This is a genomic window from Pedobacter sp. SYSU D00535 (genome assembly GCF_017355855.1).
GTDB lineage: Bacteria > Bacteroidota > Bacteroidia > Sphingobacteriales > Sphingobacteriaceae > Desertivirga.
In genome coordinates, this window is the sequence record NZ_JAFEWD010000001.1 from 796513 (window position 1) to 819300 (window position 22788).

The 22788-nt window shown below is 43.4% G+C and carries 20 protein-coding genes; 11 read left to right on the forward strand and 9 right to left on the reverse strand.

Annotation, left to right across the window (positions count from 1 at the left end):
• Positions 1-64: 64 nt before the first annotated feature.
• From J4N23_RS03235 to J4N23_RS03255, 5 genes are all read right to left on the reverse strand, one after another.
• On the reverse strand, positions 65-3010 hold the full coding sequence (locus J4N23_RS03235) for a DUF6298 domain-containing protein (RefSeq protein WP_207425560.1): 2946 nt from the start codon (positions 3008-3010) through the stop codon (positions 65-67).
• A gap of 83 nt (positions 3011-3093) precedes the next feature.
• Positions 3094-3678: an ATP-binding protein gene (locus J4N23_RS03240; protein ID WP_207425561.1), complete on the reverse strand. Its 585-nt coding sequence runs from the start codon at positions 3676-3678 to the stop codon at positions 3094-3096.
• The gene (locus J4N23_RS03245) at positions 3665-3994 is read right to left on the reverse strand and encodes an STAS domain-containing protein (protein WP_207425562.1); all 330 of its coding nucleotides are present in this window, start codon (positions 3992-3994) and stop codon (positions 3665-3667) included. The genes J4N23_RS03240 and J4N23_RS03245 overlap by 14 nt, the downstream gene beginning before the upstream one ends.
• A gap of 6 nt (positions 3995-4000) precedes the next feature.
• The gene (locus J4N23_RS03250; protein WP_207425563.1) at positions 4001-5140 is read right to left on the reverse strand and encodes a fused response regulator/phosphatase; all 1140 of its coding nucleotides are present in this window, start codon (positions 5138-5140) and stop codon (positions 4001-4003) included.
• A gap of 1 nt (position 5141) precedes the next feature.
• Positions 5142-5684 carry a hypothetical protein gene (locus J4N23_RS03255; RefSeq protein ID WP_207425564.1) on the reverse strand — a complete coding sequence of 181 codons (543 nt, stop codon included), beginning with the start codon at positions 5682-5684 and terminating at the stop codon, positions 5142-5144.
• 69 nt (positions 5685-5753) lie between these two features.
• On the opposite strand from J4N23_RS03255, the gene J4N23_RS03260 reads away from it, so the two are divergent.
• The 7 genes from J4N23_RS03260 (at position 5754) to J4N23_RS03290 (ending at position 15308) form a co-directional block, all read left to right on the forward strand.
• Positions 5754-6674, forward strand: a complete 921-nt coding sequence (locus tag J4N23_RS03260; protein ID WP_207425565.1) for a glycosyltransferase family 2 protein — start codon at positions 5754-5756, stop codon at positions 6672-6674.
• Entirely contained in the window at positions 6674-7849 is a 1176-nt protein-coding gene (locus tag J4N23_RS03265; protein ID WP_207425566.1) for a glycosyltransferase family 2 protein, read from the forward strand. The genes J4N23_RS03260 and J4N23_RS03265 overlap by 1 nt, the downstream gene beginning before the upstream one ends.
• Positions 7850-7999: 150 nt before the next feature.
• A complete protein-coding gene (locus tag J4N23_RS03270; RefSeq protein WP_207425567.1) occupies positions 8000-9472 on the forward strand; it encodes a hybrid sensor histidine kinase/response regulator in 1473 nt (490 codons plus the stop codon).
• 6 nt (positions 9473-9478) lie between these two features.
• Entirely contained in the window at positions 9479-13513 is a 4035-nt protein-coding gene (locus tag J4N23_RS03275; protein WP_207425568.1) for a response regulator, read from the forward strand.
• Between the two features lie 5 nt (positions 13514-13518).
• Positions 13519-13887 carry a response regulator gene (locus J4N23_RS03280; protein ID WP_207425569.1) on the forward strand — a complete coding sequence of 123 codons (369 nt, stop codon included), beginning with the start codon at positions 13519-13521 and terminating at the stop codon, positions 13885-13887.
• Between the two features lie 3 nt (positions 13888-13890).
• Positions 13891-14715 (forward strand): protein-glutamate O-methyltransferase CheR, encoded by an 825-nt coding sequence (locus J4N23_RS03285; RefSeq protein ID WP_207425570.1) that lies wholly within the window; start codon positions 13891-13893, stop codon positions 14713-14715.
• Entirely contained in the window at positions 14697-15308 is a 612-nt protein-coding gene (locus tag J4N23_RS03290) for a chemotaxis protein CheB (RefSeq protein WP_207425571.1), read from the forward strand. The genes J4N23_RS03285 and J4N23_RS03290 overlap by 19 nt, the downstream gene beginning before the upstream one ends.
• Here J4N23_RS03290 and lysA read toward each other — a convergent pair.
• Together lysA and J4N23_RS03300 are read right to left on the reverse strand one after the other, a co-directional pair.
• The gene (gene lysA, locus J4N23_RS03295) at positions 15286-16443 is read right to left on the reverse strand and encodes a diaminopimelate decarboxylase (RefSeq protein ID WP_207425572.1); all 1158 of its coding nucleotides are present in this window, start codon (positions 16441-16443) and stop codon (positions 15286-15288) included. The two genes, J4N23_RS03290 and lysA, sit on opposite strands and share 23 nt — an antisense overlap.
• Before the next feature lie 63 nt (positions 16444-16506).
• Positions 16507-17817, reverse strand: a complete 1311-nt coding sequence (locus tag J4N23_RS03300; RefSeq protein ID WP_207425573.1) for an aspartate kinase — start codon at positions 17815-17817, stop codon at positions 16507-16509.
• A 287-nt stretch (positions 17818-18104) separates the two neighbouring features.
• Between J4N23_RS03300 and J4N23_RS03305 the strand changes: the two genes are divergently transcribed.
• On the forward strand, positions 18105-18302 hold the full coding sequence (locus tag J4N23_RS03305; protein WP_207425574.1) for a DUF3606 domain-containing protein: 198 nt from the start codon (positions 18105-18107) through the stop codon (positions 18300-18302).
• Between the two features lie 73 nt (positions 18303-18375).
• On the opposite strand, the gene J4N23_RS03310 is transcribed toward J4N23_RS03305, so the two are convergent.
• Positions 18376-19440, reverse strand: a complete 1065-nt coding sequence (locus J4N23_RS03310) for an endonuclease/exonuclease/phosphatase family protein (protein ID WP_207425575.1) — start codon at positions 19438-19440, stop codon at positions 18376-18378.
• 212 nt (positions 19441-19652) lie between these two features.
• On the opposite strand from J4N23_RS03310, the gene J4N23_RS03315 reads away from it, so the two are divergent.
• From J4N23_RS03315 to J4N23_RS03325, 3 genes are read left to right on the forward strand one after another with little or no spacing between them, the layout of a single operon-like run.
• Positions 19653-21023: an APC family permease gene (locus tag J4N23_RS03315; RefSeq protein ID WP_207425576.1), complete on the forward strand. Its 1371-nt coding sequence runs from the start codon at positions 19653-19655 to the stop codon at positions 21021-21023.
• Between the two features lie 21 nt (positions 21024-21044).
• Positions 21045-21506: a DUF4268 domain-containing protein gene (locus J4N23_RS03320; protein ID WP_207425577.1), complete on the forward strand. Its 462-nt coding sequence runs from the start codon at positions 21045-21047 to the stop codon at positions 21504-21506.
• 31 nt (positions 21507-21537) lie between these two features.
• A complete protein-coding gene (locus J4N23_RS03325) occupies positions 21538-21936 on the forward strand; it encodes a hypothetical protein (RefSeq protein WP_207425578.1) in 399 nt (132 codons plus the stop codon).
• Here the strand turns inward: J4N23_RS03325 and J4N23_RS03330 are convergent.
• Positions 21933-22745 carry a hypothetical protein gene (locus J4N23_RS03330; protein WP_207425579.1) on the reverse strand — a complete coding sequence of 271 codons (813 nt, stop codon included), beginning with the start codon at positions 22743-22745 and terminating at the stop codon, positions 21933-21935. The genes J4N23_RS03325 and J4N23_RS03330 overlap by 4 nt on opposite strands.
• Positions 22746-22788 lie beyond the last annotated feature (43 nt).

The following is a 22788-nucleotide window of genomic DNA, read 5'->3' on the forward strand; positions in this document are numbered from 1 at the left end:
TATACTAGATAAAGGATAGTTTAGTTACAACGAGTTCTTGCCAACCGGTTCGCTAAATCGCTATCTAGAAGCGCTTAAGTAGTAAGATCCAAGCTTCCAGCCCTGGTTTTTTAATACTTGTTTCCATACTGATCCCCTCGGCAACTTCAAGGAGGGCTCCCGTTACGGGATTAAACCAAATAGCCTTATAGCTTTCTGTTCCCTGGTGCATATTGAAGGAAATGGATGGGCCTTCTAAGGAATAGATCAAAATAGAATTGCGCCCCTTATCCGACAGGCACCAATTAGTTTCGTCAGCTTTAAACAGGTTATCGACTGGCAGCATGTTCATCAGGTCGTCTGGCAGATATTTCTGCACAAACTTATCCAGATCAGTGACGTCCAGTACACGGCCTTGACCATGACCAGCTGTTGGATTTTGAGTTAACACCTGGGCAGTGCCAGCCATCAAAGCTGCTACCTGACCGGCACCAGCATGCCACACCACAACTGCCTTATCAGGGAACCTATCGCGATATTCCCTTACCTGCCTGTAAATTTGCTGAGGCGTTGTAGGATCACCAAATTCCCGCGGGTGCATTTCTCGAAAAGCTAGATTCCGACCGGCTTTGGGAGCCCAAAGCGTTCCGTCGGGGAGATAGTGCCAGTAACGCATGTCTATGACGGCAATTTGTTTGGACAGCTCCGGATCTGCCAAAATAGAATCAGTAATGTCTTTTCCGGTATCAATCACCAAACGTACTTTCCTCCCGTTTTTGCGTTCCCACTCCGCCACAGTGCGTTGAAAAAATTGCTGGAAGGCAAGAGGACCCGAATACTGAAAGCTAAGACCGAAAATAATATTCTCTGCCGATCCAAGTTGATCTAATACGTGGGTGATGTATGCATGGTGAAGCTTACGCAAGTCGGGATTATTTACATCATAAAATTGATTAGCGACGTGAATACGCTCACGAGGTTCCAGGGGAGGAGGTTCTGGCAGGCCAGTTGTATTAATATTATTGGCAGGTCTCCAAGGGAAATCGGCCCAATGGGAGGCGGTCTCAAGAAGGTTATGATTATTGTACAAGTGGTGGTAGAGCACGATACCGTGCTGATCGGCCAATTTGGAGAAGTCGCGTGTGCGATTGAAGTACCAGGGGTTATAACGAGTCAGGTCGTACTTGCTTAGGCCATCCCAGGCAAGTCCTGTGCCGCTCCTTGCCCATGGCAACTCGTAGAAAGCTGCCCAGACATCAGCATTCTTTCGTTTTATTATCGTATGATCATCCCGCCGGCGATCGTACCAGATGGCGGGCCCACTCTGGAAAAACGGAGTTCCCTGCGTCTTCACTTGTTTTGCCAATTCGGAGAGATTTTCTGTCATTCCGGGGCCTTCCTTGCCGGGAACATAACGAGAAATACTGCGGCCTGCATCAAGAGCATTGCTTTCGGTGCTATGCCCCAGCCACCACGCATCATTTACAGATCCCCCCCAAACTGCTTTTCCACCCACAACAAACCGACCATTCACAATATCCAGCTTCTGCATAGTGAGAGCAGTGTCTGCTGAGGCGTCGGTCGCACGGTGAAAAACAGGCACCTCCGCTCGGGTATAAACTGGTTTGATTGACTTAAGAATCTCCTCTGCCGCCTTTTTTCCCAGCCTCGCCTGCAATAAACGGGAGTACAATCCTTTCCTCGATTTCATCAGATGGTTTGCAGCTTCTTGTGGTCCGAGGGCTTCCAAACCTGATGCTTCACAATTCCACAGCAAGGAGTTTGCAGCTGTCCATCCCCCTGCCTGAGTCCTTGCTGTGTTATAGCCGATGATAAGTGGAGCGCCTTCTATCTTCACATTCTCATAAAGAACACCGGAAGCCCAGCTTTCATAAGATCCACTCGCTCCTTTGGCATTGATGGCCCTACAATTGAAAAACACGTTAGGACCAGCCGAACAAAAACCAGCAGCAAAAGCGTTTACTGCATCCTCTGCAGTGCAATCCTTCACCAACACCTGCTGTCCTTCAACCCAAAAACTCAATCGTCTGTACCCTCCTACTTCTGCTACCGGCTGCTGACTGACACATCGTTCAACGGTTATCCGGCTTCCTGTCTGTCCCACTTTCACTAACGAGGAAACAAAATACCGCGCTCTTACATCTCTCACCCAGGCATCCTGTACATTATCGATCAGAACTGCGAACCAGGAATGTTCCTCGTCCGCACTATTTAACCTATCGAAATCACTCTCGAACACCAGGTTCTCAATACCAATATTTTTCACGAAAGCCGTATCGCTCACTTTTGCAACAGATGCGCCGCCGAAGACAGGATCAAGGGTGGAGGTTATAGGAGCGTCGAGCGTAATGGTTCGATTATCACGGGTTATGCCGGTAATGGTCCTATACCAGTTCAGATCTCTCGAGCCCGGAGTCCACCGAAAGCGAAGATCTGCGAAAGTTCCCTTCAGGGTGTCCATTCCCAGTGAAGATATCCACTCTTTAGTGCTTGGACGTGATATCACCACCCGATCTCCAACTTTTAAATTGTCTACACTTTTTAACGCCAGGTGCATTGCCCCTGCGGCAACTTGTCCTTCTACCGCTATAGGAAGTCCTTTCGCGATTTGGCGGTTTGCACCTACCCGTATCAAGCCCCTCCTGTCAATACCGGAAGCAACAATAGTTGTAGCCTGCTCGCCATTGCCTCGGATAACAATTCCGCTTGAATCCAGTCGTAGTTGACCCGACACTCTAAAGATCCCCGGTCCCAATAATAAGGCACCGCGGAAGCCATCCGCTTGCAACTCCCGCTTGCTCAATTCATCAATTGCAGCTTGTAAGAGCCGCGTGTCATCACCCCCTTGAGGCCGAACTTGTATTACCGCCGGAACAAAAGGAAGCCTATCCCCGCCCTGGTAACCGGTCCGGGAAAAGTCGATAGAATTAACGACGCTTAATGTTTTCTGGGAAAACACTAAAGAAAATTGGCTTAAAAAGAATAGAAAGGAGATAAATAGCTTATTCATTTAGAGCAAAGGAAAGCCCTAAACTATCGGAAAGTAGAAAAAGAAACAACCTAAGAAGGTAACAAAAAAGGGAGAGAGCTAATTTAGCTTAAGTGAACAACAGTGGTAAAGATGTTAGAACCGGTAACCGGATCGAAGGTGTAGAAGAATTCATTGGAGAGCTTGGTCAAAATCAGCAAGCCATAGTGTTCCAACAGATTGGTTTCGACGTTAACATCTTCTATCGGATATTCCAGCAGTTCAAACACAATTCGGTTCTCATTATGAATAATCGAATAAAGATGAGAAATATCGTCTTCGTAGATTTTAATCCTGCCCCCTACATATTCTTTACGGAAAGGCAAATTTAGAGGTGGGATTCCCGAATAGTGAGCCAGGTAAAACTTCCTTCCGGTATCTGACTTACTGATTTCAATCCGGTTATTACCAATAGCAACACTGACGGTCGTATTTTCTGCCTCCGAGTGTTTTACAGCGTTGGTAAGAAGTTCAATAATTATCTGCTTACAACTACTTATCTTGTCGTCATAGGCCTCCGAGGGAAGGTGAATCTTAAGAAAGGCCGTCATCTCATTTAACAAGCTTCCCATACTGGCTGTTTGGTTGTTAAAAAGAAACTCCTTCCTTATATCCTCACTCACAATAAGCGTATTTTTATGCAAAAGCATCGGGTAAGGAATTAAAGACTTTGAACACTTTATTCATCCTGATAAGGTTGAAAAGGTTGCTGATATCTTTGTTCAGTCCCGCAACGGCGATGTCTCCTTTTTTTGACATGCAGTACTTTAGTACCGACACCAAAGCTCCGAGGAACGAGCTATCAACATAAGCTACATTCTCAAAATTCACAATAATGTGTGTATGCCCACGGTCTACCAGATGCTGGATTTCAGATTTAAATTGCTCTGCAACATCAAGGTTAGCCTCTTTAATTAAAAGCTTAGCTTCTGTGTAGTTGCTACGCTGGTGTGTTTCTATCATCATATCTGATTAATTTTTTTCTATAAAAATTAAGCTGCAATCATCAATTAACTCTTTACTCTTTTCGGTAGAAAAAGTTTCATTTTTTATTTGCGTGAACGAGGTGTGTTGACCTAGCTTATTCCGCATTTTTTCAAAGAAAAGCTCATAGTCTGTTTTCTTGCTCCCCTCCTCTTCAAAGTCAATCATTCCATCCGAAACCATTATCAACTGGTCTCCAGATTCCAGTTTAATGATGCGCTCATCATAGCCGCCATCTTGCCGGACGCCAAGCAACAAACCATCCGACGACAACTGCTCGCAGCTTTGATCTTTAGCTTTATACCATATAATGGGAAGGTCGCCAGCACCTGAATAATGCACTTTACCGGTAGTATGCTCTAACATAAGAAGAGAGAGCGTGGAGAGGACATCGCCCAACACCGGATCCATCAAAATAACCTTATTGATCTTCTGGAGAATGCTGGCTGTAGAAAAATCTCCGTCAAATACACAAAGGCGGACCGCAGATCGGATGTAACTAAGGAAATTGAAGGAGAAGAACCATGCACCCCATTTTTTTCCCATTACATCTCCCAGAATAACAAAGGTGTATTTATCTTCAATTTCGATAAAATCGATAAAATCTCCTCCGGGATAGTTTTCAAAGCTTTGATACAGAAAGTTTATATAGTACTCGGAAACTTGTGGTGGTTGTGCTGGTACAGATCGCAAATTTAAAGCCTCCGCAGCTACCCGGATTTCATAAATCGATTTTTCGTGCTGTTTGCGAATGGTATGTAAAATGTTGTTCAACTTCGAAACCACCACGTTCACCGGTGTTTCCTTGTCGATATAATCCACAGCTTCCATCTCCAGTCCGCGCTGCATCAACTCGGTATTAGTAAATGAAGTAAGAAATACAAAGGGAATGTTCTTCAGACGCTTATCGTTTAAGATACGCCTCCTGAACATGAAGCCGTCGAAAATCGGCATGTGATAATCAGAAAGAATAATATCGGGCAGCTCGCTTTTAAGTATAATAAGCGCTTCCTGGGCCGAACTTGCCGGGAAACAATGAAAACCCTGATCGCTCAGTGCCCTGCAAAAAAGCTGCAATGTTAACCGGTCGTCGTCAACCAACAATATTTTCTTCTGTGAACTAGACATACTATTCGGACTTGCCGACTTTACTTACCGAGGTTACAAATAAATATACACCTGCAAAAACAATTAAAAGGGCTATTAAATCCATTAAAGTAACTCCATCTTCTGCTGTAAGATATACAATCGTGTACATTTCGAATGCAGGTGTAGCAGGCATTACAATCATGGCAAACCCCAAGGCTATCATCACTAAGCCGGCAAGCACCTTCACTAACCTGATTACTTTATCTACCAGGATAAATCGCTTAGACACTTCACTGTCCAGCTTGTAGTGAGAAAGCAAATTTTCAAGATTATCCACCAACTCCAACCTCGATGCTTCTGGGTTGTCAAGTTTACGAAACAGTTTTAAACTATCAGAAGATATTTTCGTCTGCTCTACAGCTTCGTTGAACTTGTCTTGTAGTTGGGATACGGCATCGCTATCTAGATCGCTACTTTCAAGCAAAAAAATTAACTCATCTAATTTTTTATCTATAGCTTCCGACGAGTTACCGAGTTCCCGAAATCTGTCTATCTGTTCAGTTAAGCTCTTTCTTTTTTCCAATGCCGCTTTCGTAATTTATTGTATCTTCCCGGTTTAAATGAGCGTAAAAGAATTTTTCTTTTCAGATAAATGAAAAAAGTTTCTGTAATCACAGTCAATTACAATCAGCCAAAAGTCACAGAAGAACTTCTTCAATCTATTTTTTCAACCAACACTTATCCTGATATTGAAATCCTGGTTGTGGACAATGGAAGTAAAACCAATTCCGTTCCCGAATGGAATCAAAAGTATCCCGACGTCCGTTTTATACGGTCAGAAGAGAACTTAGGTTTTGCTGGTGGAAATAATTTAGCAATTAAAGCAGCAAAAGGAGATTATTTGTTCCTGGTTAACAACGATACCGAGTTCACAGCAGGTTTAATTGAAGCATTGGTTCGCATTCTGGATCAGAACCAACAAGTAGGTATGGTCTCTCCGAAGATTCGCTTCCATCAACAGCCCGACACGCTTCAATATGCAGGGTTCACATCGATGAACTTCAATACTGCGCGAAACGCATGTATAGGTGAATTTGAGAAAGACAAAGGGCAATACGACGATAAAACCGGCCCTACCGGCTTTATTCACGGAGCAGCGGTGATGGTCCGCCAGCAGGCGATTGCTAAGGCTGGACTGATGGCGGAGCACTTCTTTTTGTACTATGAGGAAATGGACTGGTGTGAGCGCGTGAAGCGTGCGGGTTACGAGGTTTGGGTAGAACCCAAAGCCTTGATCTATCACAAAGAGTCGATATCAGTAGGTAAAAAGAGTCCGTTGAAAGAGTTCTTCATGAACAGAAACCGCATCCTTTTTATCAGAAGAAACGCACCTGCTATTTCCAGGCTAATCTTTTATTTCCATTTTTGCGCCCTTGTTACCCCAAGAAACCTCTTGAATTACTTCAAAGAAGGCAGAACAGACCTGGCACCGCAATTATTAAAGGCCATTTGGTGGAATTTAAGACACTCTAAGAACAGTACAGACCTCGGTTATCCGTTAAATAAAATCTAATGCAAGTTATTTTCTGGCTTTCTATATTCATTATTTTCTATACGTTCCTTGGATACGGAATCTTCCTGTTTGCCCTGGTGAAACTCAGGAGGATTTTCAAAGGCAGACGAGTGCCTCCTACAGTCGATGAAGAGCAGCTTCCCTCCTGCACATTAGTAGTTGCAGCATACAACGAAGAGGGCTTTATTCGCGAGAAGATTGCTAACACGTTGGCTCTAAACTATCCGCCCTCGAAACTGGAGCTCCTTTTTGTGACGGACGGATCAAATGATAAAACTCCTGATATAATTTCAGAATATCCCCAGATCCGCCTGATGCACAAGCCGGAACGAAATGGAAAAATTGCTGCAGTACACCGGGCTGTGAACGAAATCACCTCCGATGTAATTGTGTTTACTGATGCAAATACCTTCCTTAACAAGGATGCACTAATCAATATTTGCCGTCATTATGCAGATGAAAAAGTAGGAGCAGTAGCCGGAGAAAAACGAGTATTGGCCGATGAACAGGCGGACGCAAGCGCAGCAGGTGAAGGCTTCTATTGGAAATATGAATCGACTCTGAAAAAGTGGGATTCTGAGCTTTACTCGGTAGTAGGTGCTGCCGGCGAATTGTTTAGTGTACGGAGAAACCTGTATAAGCCAGTAAGTAAAGACGCCATCCTTGATGACTTTATGATCTCTATGCTCATTGCAAAGCAAGGTTACCGGATAGTTTACGAACCAGAAGCTTATGCAACAGAAACAGCTTCAGAAGACGTATCAGAAGAGCTGAAAAGGAAAGTGAGAATTGCCGCAGGCGGAATCCAGTCGATTATTTGGCTAAAAAGCCTGCTCAACATCTTCAAGTATCCCATGTTAAGCTTCCAGTATATCAGCCATAGGGTATTGAGGTGGACCGTGACACCATTCCTCCTTATATTGGTGCTTATTTTAAATGTGTTGATAGCCGCCAAGACAACCACCTGGTTTTATATATTGTTGTTGGCGGGTCAGGTACTATTTTATGGGCTAGCCTTTGTAGGATATATTTTTGAGAAAAAGCAGCTTCGTATCAAAGTCCTTTTTATTCCATATTACTTTTGTGTCATGAATTATGCCGTTATTGCAGGGATAAATCGTTATTTCAGAAAACAGCAAAGCTCCGCCTGGGAGAAGGCAAAACGAAAAACATAACTTTTTCAACTGATGCTCTGCAAATTAGATTAAAGAGGTACATTCATCTTGAAAAAGCCAAAACAAACGCTTCAGGCAATTTGTTTACCAATATTTCTATTGTTGCGGCTGTAGCAGTGTGATGAACATTTAAAGACACTTTCACTACGAATGATTCTAATAGTTGATGATAAACCTGAAAATATATTTTCGCTAAAAAAGGTTTTAGAGTTAAATAAGTTTGAGGTTGATTCTGCTTTATCAGGGGAAGAGGCACTAAAAAAAATTCTAAAAAACTCATACATCCTTATCATCCTCGACGTTCAAATGCCGGGAATGGACGGGTTTGAAGTAGCGGAAGCTATTTCCGGTTACAGTAAGTCTAAAGACATTCCTATTATTTTCTTATCTGCGGCTAATACTGACGTGAAATTTATTACGAAAGGTTACGCGTCTGGCGGTATCGATTATATTACCAAACCTGTAGATCCCGATATTCTTTTACTAAAGGTGAAAACCTTCCATCGCCTTGCCACCCAAACTATCGAATTAAACGCTATTCAGAAAACACTGCGTGAAGAGATAGAGTTCAGAAAACAGGCACAGGCAGAACTCCGGGAAAGGGTACAAGAGTTACGCTCGACACTTGAGACAATCCCGCAGATAGCATTCACAGCGAAAGGCAATGGAGAGCTTGAGTTTGTAAACCAGCAGTGGTTTGAGTACAGCGATCAGGAGGATACCTTCCCTCCTTCTGACGGAGAAGAAAATTATATTCAAACGAGGTGGGAAGAAGCTGTAGCCGCAGGAAAGCCGCTTAATATTGAAGTTAGACTTAAAAAATTGATTGACGGCAAGTACTACTACCACTTGTTACAGGCATCACCCATTACTGAAGGAGATCAAGTGGTAAGGTGGGTAGGAACATTCACAAATATCGAGGAACAAAAACAAGTTCAGCAGAAGAAAGATGAATTCTTAAGTATTGCCAGCCACGAATTAAAAACACCGCTTACCAGTATCAAGGCATACATGCAGTTACTGGAAAGAGCACTTAAAAAAGACGAGACAAGAACATCTGAAGAGTCGGCCAATTACTTAGAGCGCACCAGGATACAGCTCGATAAACTCCATAGCCTCATAGCCGATTTATTGGATATTTCGAAAATAGAAAGCGGCAAACTGGAATTTAACAAAAAGGAGTTTGAGTTTGAGCCGCTTCTGGAAAACGTAGTCGATATTATCCGCCAAACAAATCCTGCGATCAAAATTATCCGAAAAGGAAAAGCAAACGCACGTGTTTTCGCTGACGAAATCCGGATTGAACAGGTGCTCGTCAACTACCTTACCAATGCAATCAAATACTCTCCTGACTCCAGCGAGGTACATGTTTGCGCTAAAGTAAGTTCCGATCAACTAAAAATCAGCGTAAAGGACTTTGGGGTAGGCATTCCTAAAGAGAAACAAGAAGATATTTTCAAGAAATTTTATCGGGTAGAAGAGAACTCACATCGCTTTCAAGGGCTTGGCATCGGGCTCTATATCTGTTCAGAAATCGTTAGAAGACATAAAGGAACTTTTGGAGTGAAAAGTGAAGAAGGAAAAGGTTCAGAGTTCTATTTCAGTTTACCCACAATATCATAATTTAACATGAACAAGGTTTTTAATAAGTTGCCGTTTCCGGTAAAGCTGTTTCTTATTGGACTTATTCCAACTGTCTTTCTTATTTACTTTGCTTTTGCGCTGGTGAAAGAAAAAACTGAAAGGCTGGCAGTGGTAGAAAGCGTACAAAAAACTATCCATACCAATTTGGCCATTTCTGCCCTGGGCAACGAGCTTATTCAGGAGCGACGCACAACTTTCAGATATTATTTAGAAGAAGCGACGGAAGCCGAATTAGTGACACAACGAGCTAAGACCGATGCCCTGATTCAGGGTCTAAAAAAGGAATTAGGGCAAGGGTTTGATTCTTTTGCCAACTATACCTTGTTAAACCAGCTTAGCATTAATCGTCCCTTATTTCTTCGAAAACAGTTGAGTGTACACCAGGTTATCAATTACTATACTAACCTGCTCGTTCGGTTTAACAACTCTACCAACGTATCCATTGAAAATATTCCCTATTTAGACCGCGTCAGCCATGAGCTAATAGGACAACGGCTGATGTCGGAGCTCGTAAATCAGTTTGGAACGTTGAGAAATCAGATTTTCCTGTTTAGCTACACCAGACAAAGCAATCAGCTGGATATAGAAGCTATTCAGAGAAACCATGCTTTGGTTCTCTCCTACTGGGCGGAATATCAACTGAAATCACCGGCATCCTCTACAATGGCCTTCCAGAGACTAGAGAATTCAGAGGAGGCAAAATACCTTAATGGGGTGCTGGACGCAATCAGCCGCACCGGCAAGATTCCCGCCGAGGTTGACCCGAATGAATGGTGGCGCAAGTCGGGAATTGTGCTTGATAAAATAGCTAATATTCAATCCAACTTGATGGGTGAAGTGCAAAGGATCACTGCTCAAGTAGCCGAGGAAGAAGAAGAGAGCCTGCATCGGTATCTGTTTTTCCTTGCATTTATCCTGATAATTACCATAGTTCTTATCTTCTACACTACCAAAAACATATCAGATATCCTGCTGGGCTTAAAGGAGAATGCAGAGCGAATCGCTAGAGGAGCCACGGGCACAACTCACGAGGTTAAGACTGAGGACGCAATTGGTAGCCTTTCTAAATCAATCCGACTTATAGACGTTAACAACTTGCACCTGGCGGAAGCAGCAGCGGCTATTGGTCAAGGCAACTTCAATGTTTCCCTAACTCCACGAAGCAACGATGACGTATTGGGCAACGCGCTTTTAAAGATGAAAGAGGATCTGATGGAGTTATCGCGGGAAAGTAATGAAAAGATTTGGATCCAGTCGGGGGTATCCTTACTAAACGAAAGCGTGATCGGAGAAAAGGCAGTAGAAACAATTGCTAAAGATGCGCTGAATGCGTTAGTCAACTTCCTTTCTGCCGAATTTGGTCTTTTCTATGTTTATCAGGAAGGCAATTTCCAATACTCGGCAGGATATGCTGTTCCGGTAAACCACCGTGTTCCTACCATTATCGCACCTGGCGAAACTTTATTAGGACAAGCAGCTATTCACCAACAAATTAAATACTTTCAAAAAATTCCTGATGATTTTGTAAAGATTAGTTCAGGTTCGGGAGAAAGCAAACCACAACACCTGTATGTGGTACCATTACTTCTAAATCAATCTGTTGAAGGTATTATTGAAATCGGATCCATCCAGCCATTCCCTCCTTCTACCCTCGATCTGTTGGAGGAAGTTTCCCGTACCTTGGCTATCACCTTACATACAGCGAAGAACCGCGCCCGAGTGCAGGAACTGCTGGAAGAAACACAGGCGCAGGCGGAAGAACTGCAGGCCCAGCACTCGGAGTTGGAAAACATCAACACCGAATTAGAGGTGCAATCAAGCAAGCTGCAGGCTTCAGAGGAAGAACTGAAAGTGCAACAGGAAGAACTATTGCAGGCAAACCAGGAGTTGGAAGAACGCAGCAAGATGCTCGAAGAAAAAAACCAGCTTATCGTGGAAAGAAACCTCGACATCCAAAAAAAAGCGGAAGAGCTGGAACAGAGCACGCGCTACAAATCAGAATTCCTGGCTAATATGTCTCATGAGCTTCGTACTCCTCTTAACTCAATACTTTTGCTTTCCCGGTTAATGGCAGAGAACGTGGAAGAGAATCTCACGGACGACCAGATTGAGTATGCTAAGGTGATTCAGAGCTCCGGCAACGGACTGCTTACGCTCATTGACGAAATCTTGGACCTGTCAAAGATTGAGGCAGGTAAAATGGATCTTGAGTTTGCTGATACCTATATTAAGGATGTCACCGATGATCTTCGTGCGTTGTTCGCTCCTATCGCCAGGGAGAAAAATCTCGAATTTAAAATTAATGTAATAGCAGACGTCCCCGGGCGTATCGTCACTGATAAAATGCGGCTTGAGCAAATCCTCAAGAACCTCATCTCGAACGCGCTCAAATTTACACCTAAGGGTTATGTAGAGCTGAGAATCAACCCGGCCCAACATCCGGACTATATACAACTCAGCGTTAAAGACACCGGAATTGGCATACCTGAAGAAAAACAGGAACATATTTTTGAAGCCTTTCAGCAGGCTGACGGATCGACCAAAAGAAGGTTCGGCGGGACAGGCCTCGGCCTTTCCATCAGTCGCCAACTGGCCAAGTTGCTCGGTGGAGAAATCGTTTTAAAAAGCAAAGCAGGGGAAGGAAGTGAATTTATAGTGACAATTCCGGTTGCTCCCCTGGCCAAACCTTCCCAGGAATCTGTCACCACCCAAACGAACTGGCAGCAGGAGGTTGTTGAATACCCGGCTACTCCAGCGCCCGCACTACCGATAAGACATATAGTACCTACGGTTCCTCAACAAGTTCCTGATGACCGCGATCAAATTACGGAAACAGATAAAAGTATCCTCATCATTGAGGATGACACGAACTTCGTAAAAGCGCTGATGGAGTTTACGCGCAAAAGTGGCTACAAGTGTTTGGTAGCTGTTAGAGGCGACGATGGGATAGAACTGGCGAAAACATTTAAGCCAAGGGCGATTCTTCTCGATATTCAACTACCTGTTAAAGACGGATGGGAAGTGATGGAAGAGCTCAAATCGAACACCGCTACCAGGCATATTCCTGTCCATATGATGTCATCACTGGAAATGAAGAAAGAAAGCTTGATTAAAGGGGCAGTTGACTTCATCAATAAGCCAATAGCGATTGAGCAAATGCAGGAAATGTTCAGGAAGTTGGAGGACGCCCTGAACAGACATCCAAAAAAGGTACTGATTGTTGAGGAAAATCCTAAACACGCTCAGGCGCTTTCCTACTTCCTCAGCTCTTTCAACGTCATTTCAGAGATCAAAGGATCGGTAGATGAAGGCGTCGAAACGCTGATGAAAAAGGAGGTAGACTGTGTGATTTTGGATATGGGTATTCCAGATCATGCAGCTTACGAAACCCTTGAGGCTGTGAAGAAGAACAAAGGATTGGAAAACCTTCCGATCATCATCTTCACAGGGAAAAACCTTTCAAAAGCTGAAGAAGGCCGCCTAAAGCAATATGCCGATAGCATTGTAATGAAAACCGCTCACTCCTATCAGCGAATCCTCGACGAGGTGGCGTTGTTCTTACACCTTGTTGAGGAAAAGTCAGGGCCAGATACCCCAAATAGAGTAAAAAAGAACTTGCTGGCTTTGAGCGAAGTTTTGAAAAACAAAACGGTACTGGTAGCGGATGACGATGTTAGAAATATCTTTTCCCTCACCAAAGCACTCGAGCAACATAAAATGAATGTTCTGTCTGCTACTGACGGGAAGGAGGCGCTGCGAATTTTGGACGAACATCCGGAGGTCGACATTGTATTAATGGACATGATGATGCCGGAAATGGACGGCTACGAGACAACTTCAAAAATCAGACAGAATCCTAAATACAAAAATCTTCCGGTCCTTGCTGTTACTGCAAAGGCAATGATTGGAGACAGAGAAAAATGTATTAGGGCGGGAGCTTCAGACTACATTTCGAAACCGGTGGACGTAGATCAACTGATTTCATTACTAAGGGTTTGGTTGTACGATAAACATTTCTAGCAAAAATGAAGCAAGTATTGATCATAGACGATGATCCGCGTAACATATTTGCGCTGAAAGCAGTATTGAAGTCGAAAGGCTACACCTGCGTTAGTGCCGGCTCTGCTCCGGCGGGGCTATCGATATTAGCGGCAGAATCAGATAAGATTGGCATTATTCTTATGGATATGATGATGCCCGAAATGGATGGTTACGAAGCGCTGTCTCATATCAGGAATAACGGCAGTACCAGGGACGTCCCTGTTATAGCTGTTACAGCGCAGGCCATGGTGGGAGACAAAGAAAAATGTCTAAATGCCGGCGCTACTGATTATATGTCAAAGCCGATAAACCTGGATACTTTATTAGTAGTATTGGAAAAATATTTAAAATAAAAAGTGGAATACACAGTTGTTCAAGACGAGGAAATTGATATCCTGTTACTAGATCTGTTGGAAAGGCATGGGTATGATTTTACTGATTATTCCAAGGCATCTTTAAAAAGGCGAATAAATCGGCTTTTTTCGCTTGATCGGTTTCCAAGCTTTGCGGAATTCAGATTCAGATTAAAAAACGACCCTACTTATATCCGGCGGTTCATTGAACAAATCACCGTTCCGGTTACGGAAATGTTTCGAGATCCCAACTTTTATAGGGCGTTACGAGAGGAAGTGCTGCCAACTCTGGGCACGTATCCCTTCATTCGCATTTGGCATGCCGGCTGTTCTACTGGAGAAGAGGTTTATTCGATGGCAATTCTCCTGAAGGAAGCAAACCTTTTTCATAAATCGCTGCTTTACGCTACCGACATCAATCCGGAAGTTTTGGAAAAAGCAAGAAAAGGTATATTCCCGCTGAGCCAAATGAAGCAATATTCTGAAAACTACATCCTTTCAGGGGGAAAAAACGATTTTTCATCTTATTACTCAGCGATTTATGACCATGCGAAGTTTGATGCCTCCCTTAATAGTAAGATGATTTTCTCCACGCACAACCTTGTATCAGACCGGTCTTTTAATGAGTTTCAGCTAATTCTCTGCCGAAATGTTCTTATTTATTTCGACCGGGACTTGCAGAGCCGTGTCTTCAAACTTTTTGACGATAGTCTCGATCATTTGGGCTTTTTAGCTCTTGGCTCCAAAGAAACTATCCGCTTTTCGGGCATAGCTTCTAAATACAAACAAGTTGGAGGAAAAGAAAAGATATGGCGGAAAACGGTGTAGGATCTGGCATTGAGGCAGTAGTTATCGGCGGATCAGCCGGTAGCTTGAATGTAATATTGAATACCTTGCCCCTATTAACAAGGCAACTAAAACTCAGCATCATTATTGTTCTGCATAGAAAAAGCTCGTACGACTCTTCCCTCGCTAACTTACTGGGAGGCAAAACAACACTTCCTGTTAAAGAAGCTGACGAAAAAGAACCAATCTTACCAGGGAAGATTTACCTCGCCCCTGCGGATTACCACTTGTTAATCGAGAAAGACAAAACCTTTTCCCTGGACTATTCGGAAAAAATCCACTACTCACGTCCGAGCCTTGATGCCACATTTCAAACAGCTGCTGAGGTATATAGAAGCGGCCTTGCCGGATTACTCCTTTCAGGAGCAAACTCTGACGGGGCTGAAGGTTTAAGATCGGTAAAAGCGAATGGAGGTTTAACAGCGATACAAGATCCGGAAGATGCGGAGGTTTCTTATATGCCAGATCAAGCTTTATCAAAAATGAAACCCGACTATCTTTTAAGTGCAAAAGAAATAGCCGGGTTTTTAAACGACTTATCCCAGGCCCGATCTACTCGGAATAAAGGCTCTTAATTTCTGCCCGAAGGTTATATTTTGAAGCCATCACTTCTCCATATGCACCGGCTGTTCTTATCGCAATAAGATCTCCACGTTTTGATTCAGGCAGCTCTACCTCCTTACCAAAACAATCCGTCGACTCACAAATTGGTCCTACAATGTCATATTTTACTGTATTCCCTTCCTGAGCTTGGCCCAGGGAAAGGCTTTCTATCTGGTGATAGGCCTGATATAAAGCTGGCCGCATCAATTCCGTCATCCCGGCGTCCAGTACCAAAAAGTGTTTTTTGATCCCATTCTTTACATAGAGGACCTTGCTGATCAAGCTTCCACTATGCGCTACTAACGCTCGCCCCAGCTCAAAATGAACTTCTTGTCCATGTTTACGCTCTAAAAACTGGTCGAAAATCCGGAAGTATTCCTCAAAGTCTGCTATCGGCTTTTCATCTGGATTGTGATAGTCTACTCCTAAACCTCCTCCCACATTCAATACTTTCAGGTTAAACCCGCGCTCCTCAAACCAGGAGTGGATTTCATTCACTTTCACACAAAGACTCTTGAACACGGTAAGATTGGTAATTTGAGACCCAATATGAAAATGAATACCTACAAGTGCTACATGGGGTAATTTCTTTAGAGCATCAACACAATCATGCAGTTCCCAATGGTTAATACCAAACTTATTCTCTTCCAGACCTGTAGTGATGTTATGGTGAGTATGAGCATCTACATTAGGATTAATTCTTAAAGCTACCTGAGCAATCTTTCCCTGTGCTTCAGCAAGTCCGTTAATAACACCCAGCTCCTGAACAGATTCAACGTTAAAACAAAAAATATCATTTTGAAGGGCTTCTGTGATCTCCCTGTCCGACTTCCCGACTCCTGCAAATACAACCTTTCGTGGGTCAAAACCTATTTCAATAGCCTTTTTAACCTCGTTACCGCTCACGCAATCAGCCCCGAATCCTACTTTCTGAATCCGCTCCAAAACCTTTTGGTTAAAATTCGCCTTCATGGCGTAATGCACATGGAAATTGTATTTATCCGCCGCATTTTTACAGACGTCAAGCGTTTGCTGCAGCAGCTGCAGGTCATAGAAATAAAAGGGCGTTTCCTCAGCCTGGAAACGGTTTATTTGTTCTTTAAGCATTACTCATTTAAATAAAAATCCTCCCAAAGGGGAGGAAAATGTACAATCATACAACGTCGCCGGTTAAAACAGGCGGTTGTGCAGGCTTCTTAATGCCTCTGTTTTATCCGCTGTATTAACGAGCAGAGAGATATTGTAATTGCTTCCCCCGTATGAGATCATGCGGATTGAAATATGTTTCAATGCTTCAAAAACGCGGGAGGCAAAGCCATGAGTTCCGTAGGCAAAGTCACCAACCACACAAACGATAGTTTGATCATGATCTACCTCTACCGATCCGAAGTCCTGCAACTCCTTTAAGATCTCATCGAGGTATTTCGTATCGTCAATTGTTACTGAAACAGCCACCTCCGACGTGGTGATCATATCTATTGGTGTTTTGTATCGTTCAAACACTTCAAACACTCTCCTTAGGAAACCGTAGGCAAGCAGCATTCTGCTCGACTGGATTTTGATAGCCGTGATACCATCCTTCGCAGCAATGGATTTGATCCTTCCTTTTTCACTTTCGTGAGTAATTAAGGTTCCAGCAGCAGTCGGCTCCATGGTATTCAACAAGCGAACTGGAATTTTATACTTCTGAGCTGGGAAAACACTTTGAGGATGAAGAATCTTCGCTCCAAAATACGCTAACTCTGCTGCCTCGTCAAAAGAAAGTTGGGCAATTGGACTTGTTCCTTTTACAATCCGGGGATCGTTATTATGCATTCCGTCAATATCGGTCCAGATCTGTACCTCATCTGCCCGAATTGCAGCACCAATCAGAGAAGCAGTGTAGTCGCTACCGCCACGGCGAAGGTTATCGATCTCGCCAAAAGAATTTCGGCAAATGTAGCCCTGCGTAATGAATAAGGTGTTATCCGCTTTCTGATCTAACAACGGCTGCAGGTGCGACCCAATGTACTCAACCATTGGCTCATTGTCCTCATCAATCTTCATGAAGTCAAGTGCAGGCAATAAAGCAGAACGTACACCGATCTCGCTCAGGTAAAAATGATATAACGTGGTAGAAAGAAGCTCTCCCTGTGCCAGCACAACTTTCTCCTCTACAGGGGTGAAAAGCTCGGTACCCATTGAACCTATCAGGGTGAAATGATAAGAAATTAGTTCGCTCCCCTTAAGGCGTCCTTCTTCAGTTGAAAACAGCTCCTGAACGAAGGTTTTATACTTGTCATGCAGAGCATCAGTCAGCTGCTTGGCCTTTCGCTTATCGCCGTCTAAATAAGCCTGTGAGATTTCAACCAAGCTGTTAGTAGTACCGGCAACCGCCGATAACACCACAATTTGTTTTTCTTCAGGACGGATGATGTCTAATAATTTCTTCATCCGCTCCGGGCTACCTACTGATGTTCCTCCAAATTTTAAAATCTTCATTCGAATAAGTTTATTTTTTCTGTAGCATAACTTTTTGGTCACATAACGAGACCCTCTGCCTTATCAGCTTAAGTTATATTAATACGGCGTTGATTGTTGTTTTTCAGGACGTCGCCTTGATTTTATTTGGGGGCTAAAAATAGTCAAAAGCTTTAGATTTTTATACTATAGAAAAATTAATTTGGGGGCAATTAAAGGGACTCAAAACAAAGCCTCGAGCCAGAATTTTATTTTTTTAAAAACAATTTTGTCTCTTTCTGATTATACTCTAAAATCCCCCTGGCATTATGAACAACACAAAACTGATCGACAAATTCGACAAAGAGCTTATCAGCATGTTTGCAGAAGACGAAGTTAACTATTGGGCAACCAAATGGGGAGTAACTAAAGAAACTTTAAAAAGTGCTGTGAGGTTCTCAGGAAACAATTCTGTTTCAAGCGTTTATAATTACCTCATCGACAAAAACAAGCTCAGACTAACCTAAAGGAGTAAAAACATTGATTTTTGCGTGGCCTTGTCTAAAAGACGGGCCTTTTTTGTTCGCATTTAGCCCACCGCTATTCAGTTTCCTTTGCAATCTTCTCCTGTGCCACTTCCAGATCATCTATATCAGGCGAAGGCTCTTTCTGTTCCATTTTAGCGAGCTCTTCATACTGTAGCTGAACATACATCGGAAAGTGATCAGAACCAGAAGAAGGCAATCTGCTTATCTCTACCAACTTGAAATGTACAGAACAAAAAACATGATCAAGCGGAAAGCGGAGAACCGGGTGCTGGGCATGAAAAGTATTGAAAAAACCTCTTCCCCGCCGAGGGTCTAAAAGTCCGCTAATCTTACAGAACAGTGAGGTGGTATAGCTCCAGGCGACATCATTAAGATCGCCGAGTACAATTACAGGAATAGTACAACTCCTCGCGCGTTCCGCAACTATCAGCAACTCTTTGTCCCGCTCAGTAGATCGCGGATTTTCACCAGGAACGGGGGGCGTAGGGTGCAGACAAAACAGCTGTACTTTTTGTTTATTTGGCAGCCTGACAATTGCTTCAATGGAGGGGACGTCGTCCTGGACCAGGTAATTAACGGAATGACTTACCAGTTCGAGCCGGGAATATAAAGCTATCCCGTAAGTATTCTCTAGCGGCACCTTTACGCAGTATTTATACTCTTGTTCAAACCAGGAGGCTTGATCCACCCACCAGGTGTCGGTTTCCAATAATAAGATGACATCCGGATTTGCAGCATTGATATTCTTAATAAACTCTTGACCTTTCCTGTTATACTGGTACACATTGGCCGTCACCAGGGTAATACAATTTTCTGGCTTTTTATTTCGCGCCTTCAACACCTGTTTACTACCTATCTGAGTAAATGGCAAGATCTGGGAGGTGAGATAGCCAGTATTGATGAAAAGTAGCCCTAGCACCACTAAAACGTCCTTATCCTGATCATACTTGTAGGTGACGAGCAGACCTGCAAAAAGAGCGATACTCAATAAGAACTTTTGAAACCGAGGATACTCAAAGACACGGAAGGCCCAGTAGTCGCTCCTGATGAAAGGAATAACAGAAATAAGCACCACCAGGCAGCTCAGTATTTCAAGTATTAGCTTTACAGTATACATGCGTGTGTTAAAGGAACAACGTATTTTTACCCGCTTGGTTTTGACTACAACCCTCCTTATATCTAGAAACGAGTTGTACGGGGTACTTTTGATACTCTGTATGATGGTTTTTCGTCAGCGATGCTACTTAGTTATTAACCCTGGGAGAGCCGAGCAAAACACTCCGCCTTCGGTTAAAAACATAGATGCTCCGGCTATGTTGTACCAGAAGAATGAGCAATACACACTTCTTCGAAGAAAAAACCGAACTGGAGAGAAAGCTTGGGCTAACAGAAACTCTTTCGATTGTTGTCAACCGTATCATCGGCTCGGGAATTTTTCGAACTCCTGCTCCCATTATGCTCATCACTGCTTCTGTAAGCATTTTTTATGGAGTATGGATTCTGGGGGGAATTGCCACTATCCTCGGCGCCCTTTGCTATGCAGAACTTGTCTCGATGATGCCGCGGGCCGGCGGCCCTTACGTATTTCTGAAAGCAGCCTATCCGCCGGTAGTTACTTTTTTGCGCGGATGGGCCATGTTTTTCGTATCAGAAACTGGCGCTATTGCTGCCGTCGCCTTGTTTTTTTCCGAGACGATGCTTTCCGCGATCGCACCTCAAACATCAAAATACCTGGTTGCACTGGCCGCCATCAGCCTGGTATTTCTACTGACCTGTGCGAACTCTTTCGGTATTAAATTGAGTGGCGTCCTTCAAAACCTATTCAGCTTTCTTAAAATTTCAGTTCTGGTAGCCATCGTAGCTATCAGTTTTTCGTCTGGTTTACAGCAGGAAAACTTTACAGATCCCGTTGATAATCCCTGGACTTGGGGCGGGCTGATCTCGATCTTCACAGCCATGAGATACGGATTCTTTGCATACAGTGGCTGGGAAGGCGCAACATATGTCGCTGAAGAAGTAAAAAATGCCAGGAAAAACCTACCTCTTTCACTATTTCTCGGGATTGGCTTTGTGATGTTACTCTACCTGCTGATCAACACGGCCTACGTAAATCTGCTGGGACCGATAGCCATGGCAAATTCAAAAGTGGTAGCGATAGATTCTATGCAGGTCGCAATCGGATCGATTGGTGCTATACTGGTTTCAGCGGCAATAATGATCAGTACCTTTGGAAACGTAAATACGCAAATCCTGGTGAAAAGCCGTACCTGGTACGCGATGGCCCGAGACGGCCTGTTTTTCAAATCGCTCGCAACGATCCATCCTACCTATAAAACCCCCAATTATTCGCTATTTGCACAAGCTATCTGGGGAACGGTGCTTATTCTTTTTTCTACCACTGCAGAGAGCGCTTATGAAGCTGTCATCGACTTCTTTTCGTTCACCTCGTCAATTTTCAACGTGCTCACGTTTGCCTCTGTCTTTGTGCTGAGGCAAAAATATCCAGACGTGAGCCGGCCCTATAAAACCTGGGGCTATCCCGTTACACTTATCATCGTATTGCTCATACAAATTGCCTTCATGCTCACCACCCTATACACCGCTTTTATTCCCTCACTCCTGGGCATCGGTCTCACCCTAACGGGGCTTATCTACTACAGATATTTCGTTTCGGCGGAAGCAAAAACAGATAAGCACTAACAATTATTTTACTTTTGTCGGATGTATACCCGGGAAGAAGCTTCACAGATACGTAGAGAATTTTGGACTACTTTGGGAAATTATCTGGCTCCTTATAAATCCGCTGAAGGCGCCAAAGTTAACTGGCTAAACTATAAAACCGGGCTAAAGAATGTATACTTTAGAATGGATGCTGACAAACGAAGCGCTTCAATCTCAATCGAAATCACGCATCCAGACCTTGGGATACAGGAGCTATTCTTTGAGCAGTTCCTTGAGCTGAAGAATATTTTGCAGGGATATATGGATGAGGAATGGGAATGGATTTTGCATACTTCAGATGAAAACGGCAAAACAATCAGCACCATTAGCAAAAAGATCTTCGAGGTTAATATCTTTAGAAAAGAAGATTGGCATAAGCTGATATCGTTTCTGAAACCGAGAATGCTGGCGCTGGACGAATTTTGGAGCGACGCAAAATACAGTTTCGAGAGTTTGAAATAGATTGCCGGTACACTTATTAGCAAATACACCAATGGATATTAAACGATTAAGACCTGGAAACCTCATAAAGATCAGTCCGAGGGAAAACGAAGAAGGCCTCTTGCTGATTCAGGAGATCCACAAAGAAAGTATTATTGGCGAGATGCTTGTCCCCCGACAGGGATATCATTTCCGAATCAAATTTTATGAGATAATGCCTATCCCATTGAATGAAAAGTGGCTGGAAAAAGCTGGCTTCGTTCAGGATGAAAACAATGGAGAGCTTTGGCGGGATTCAAATAAACGAATGGATTTCTATTTTTCGGGCTTGGGGCAAAAACAGTTCTATGACGAGGAGAAAATGATAGGCAAGTTTCCAGTTGAATTTTTGCACGACCTGCAAAATGGCTATCTTTTCCTAACAGGGAAAGAACTAAATATAAATCCTTAAAGTCTTGCAAGCTGTGCTTCGCGCTGTTTCCGGAAATTCCGCATCAACTGCACGATGACTGAAACGCAGGTAATAACCATGCAGGCAAGCACAGTGTCTATGATGTGATTTGTGGTGGCGGAAGGGCTCTTGCTTAGGTTAGATGCAACGCCGTAAATTGCCCAGATGACTACTATTCCAAAAAACACATTTTTCCGCACGTGTACCATAAATAAGCTAAGTATTGCTGCGAAACAGATAAGGAGAATGGTCCAAGTGCCAGCTGATAGGATAAAGTTCTCAGTGGGCAGGGCACCGATAACGGAACTTAGATTTGCTATGGTAGCAATGCTGATCCAAGCCAGATAAATGGCAAAAGGAAATTGTGTAAAAACTTTTGCCGAAAGATTACGGGCCAAATCGTAAATACCCAGTTCGATATTAATAAAGATCAAACATATCAACTGGATGATCATCAATACAGCCGACGCCAGCAGCAACTCTCTTGTCCAGGCCAGTACCCAAGCGGCAGAAGCAAAGTTGTTGATTAAAAACCACCATCCGATTTTCCGGAAGTCGCGGTTTGCCTCCGAATTTTCTTCTCCTTTAAAGGCTCTCCAGGTATGATAAATCATGAAAGCAGCTAAACTGGTATAAATTACTGCCCAAATAGAAAAGGTAAAATCTGCTGGAGTAAAAAGTGTCTCGTATTTATAAGAAACCTCCCCTATTGTTTGAGAGTTAAACCAGGTAGCGTTCGAACCATAGGAGATCAGCAGGGAAAATAAGAAAATAGCAATATTTAAAAGAATGTAGGGACGTAAGCTCATAGCAAGGTAATTTAATGGTTTGCGCCGGAACTCCAGCCCGGCG

Coding starts and splice junctions, on each gene's coding strand:
- J4N23_RS03300 (WP_207425573.1), bottom strand. CDS start 17,817: ATGAAGATTTTAAAATTTGGAGGAACATCAGTAGGTAGCCCGGAGCGG.
- J4N23_RS03270 (WP_207425567.1), top strand. CDS start 8,000: ATGATTCTAATAGTTGATGATAAACCTGAAAATATATTTTCGCTAAAA.
- J4N23_RS03325 (WP_207425578.1), top strand. CDS start 21,538: ATGGATATTAAACGATTAAGACCTGGAAACCTCATAAAGATCAGTCCG.
- J4N23_RS03290 (WP_207425571.1), top strand. CDS start 14,697: ATGGCGGAAAACGGTGTAGGATCTGGCATTGAGGCAGTAGTTATCGGC.
- J4N23_RS03330 (WP_207425579.1), bottom strand. CDS start 22,745: ATGAGCTTACGTCCCTACATTCTTTTAAATATTGCTATTTTCTTATTT.
- J4N23_RS03305 (WP_207425574.1), top strand. CDS start 18,105: ATGAACAACACAAAACTGATCGACAAATTCGACAAAGAGCTTATCAGC.
- J4N23_RS03250 (WP_207425563.1), bottom strand. CDS start 5,140: ATGTCTAGTTCACAGAAGAAAATATTGTTGGTTGACGACGACCGGTTA.
- J4N23_RS03310 (WP_207425575.1), bottom strand. CDS start 19,440: ATGTATACTGTAAAGCTAATACTTGAAATACTGAGCTGCCTGGTGGTG.
- J4N23_RS03260 (WP_207425565.1), top strand. CDS start 5,754: ATGAAAAAAGTTTCTGTAATCACAGTCAATTACAATCAGCCAAAAGTC.
- J4N23_RS03315 (WP_207425576.1), top strand. CDS start 19,653: ATGAGCAATACACACTTCTTCGAAGAAAAAACCGAACTGGAGAGAAAG.
- J4N23_RS03275 (WP_207425568.1), top strand. CDS start 9,479: ATGAACAAGGTTTTTAATAAGTTGCCGTTTCCGGTAAAGCTGTTTCTT.
- lysA (WP_207425572.1), bottom strand. CDS start 16,443: ATGCTTAAAGAACAAATAAACCGTTTCCAGGCTGAGGAAACGCCCTTT.
- J4N23_RS03320 (WP_207425577.1), top strand. CDS start 21,045: ATGTATACCCGGGAAGAAGCTTCACAGATACGTAGAGAATTTTGGACT.
- J4N23_RS03280 (WP_207425569.1), top strand. CDS start 13,519: ATGAAGCAAGTATTGATCATAGACGATGATCCGCGTAACATATTTGCG.
- J4N23_RS03265 (WP_207425566.1), top strand. CDS start 6,674: ATGCAAGTTATTTTCTGGCTTTCTATATTCATTATTTTCTATACGTTC.
- J4N23_RS03240 (WP_207425561.1), bottom strand. CDS start 3,678: ATGCTTTTGCATAAAAATACGCTTATTGTGAGTGAGGATATAAGGAAG.
- J4N23_RS03245 (WP_207425562.1), bottom strand. CDS start 3,994: ATGATGATAGAAACACACCAGCGTAGCAACTACACAGAAGCTAAGCTT.
- J4N23_RS03235 (WP_207425560.1), bottom strand. CDS start 3,010: ATGAATAAGCTATTTATCTCCTTTCTATTCTTTTTAAGCCAATTTTCT.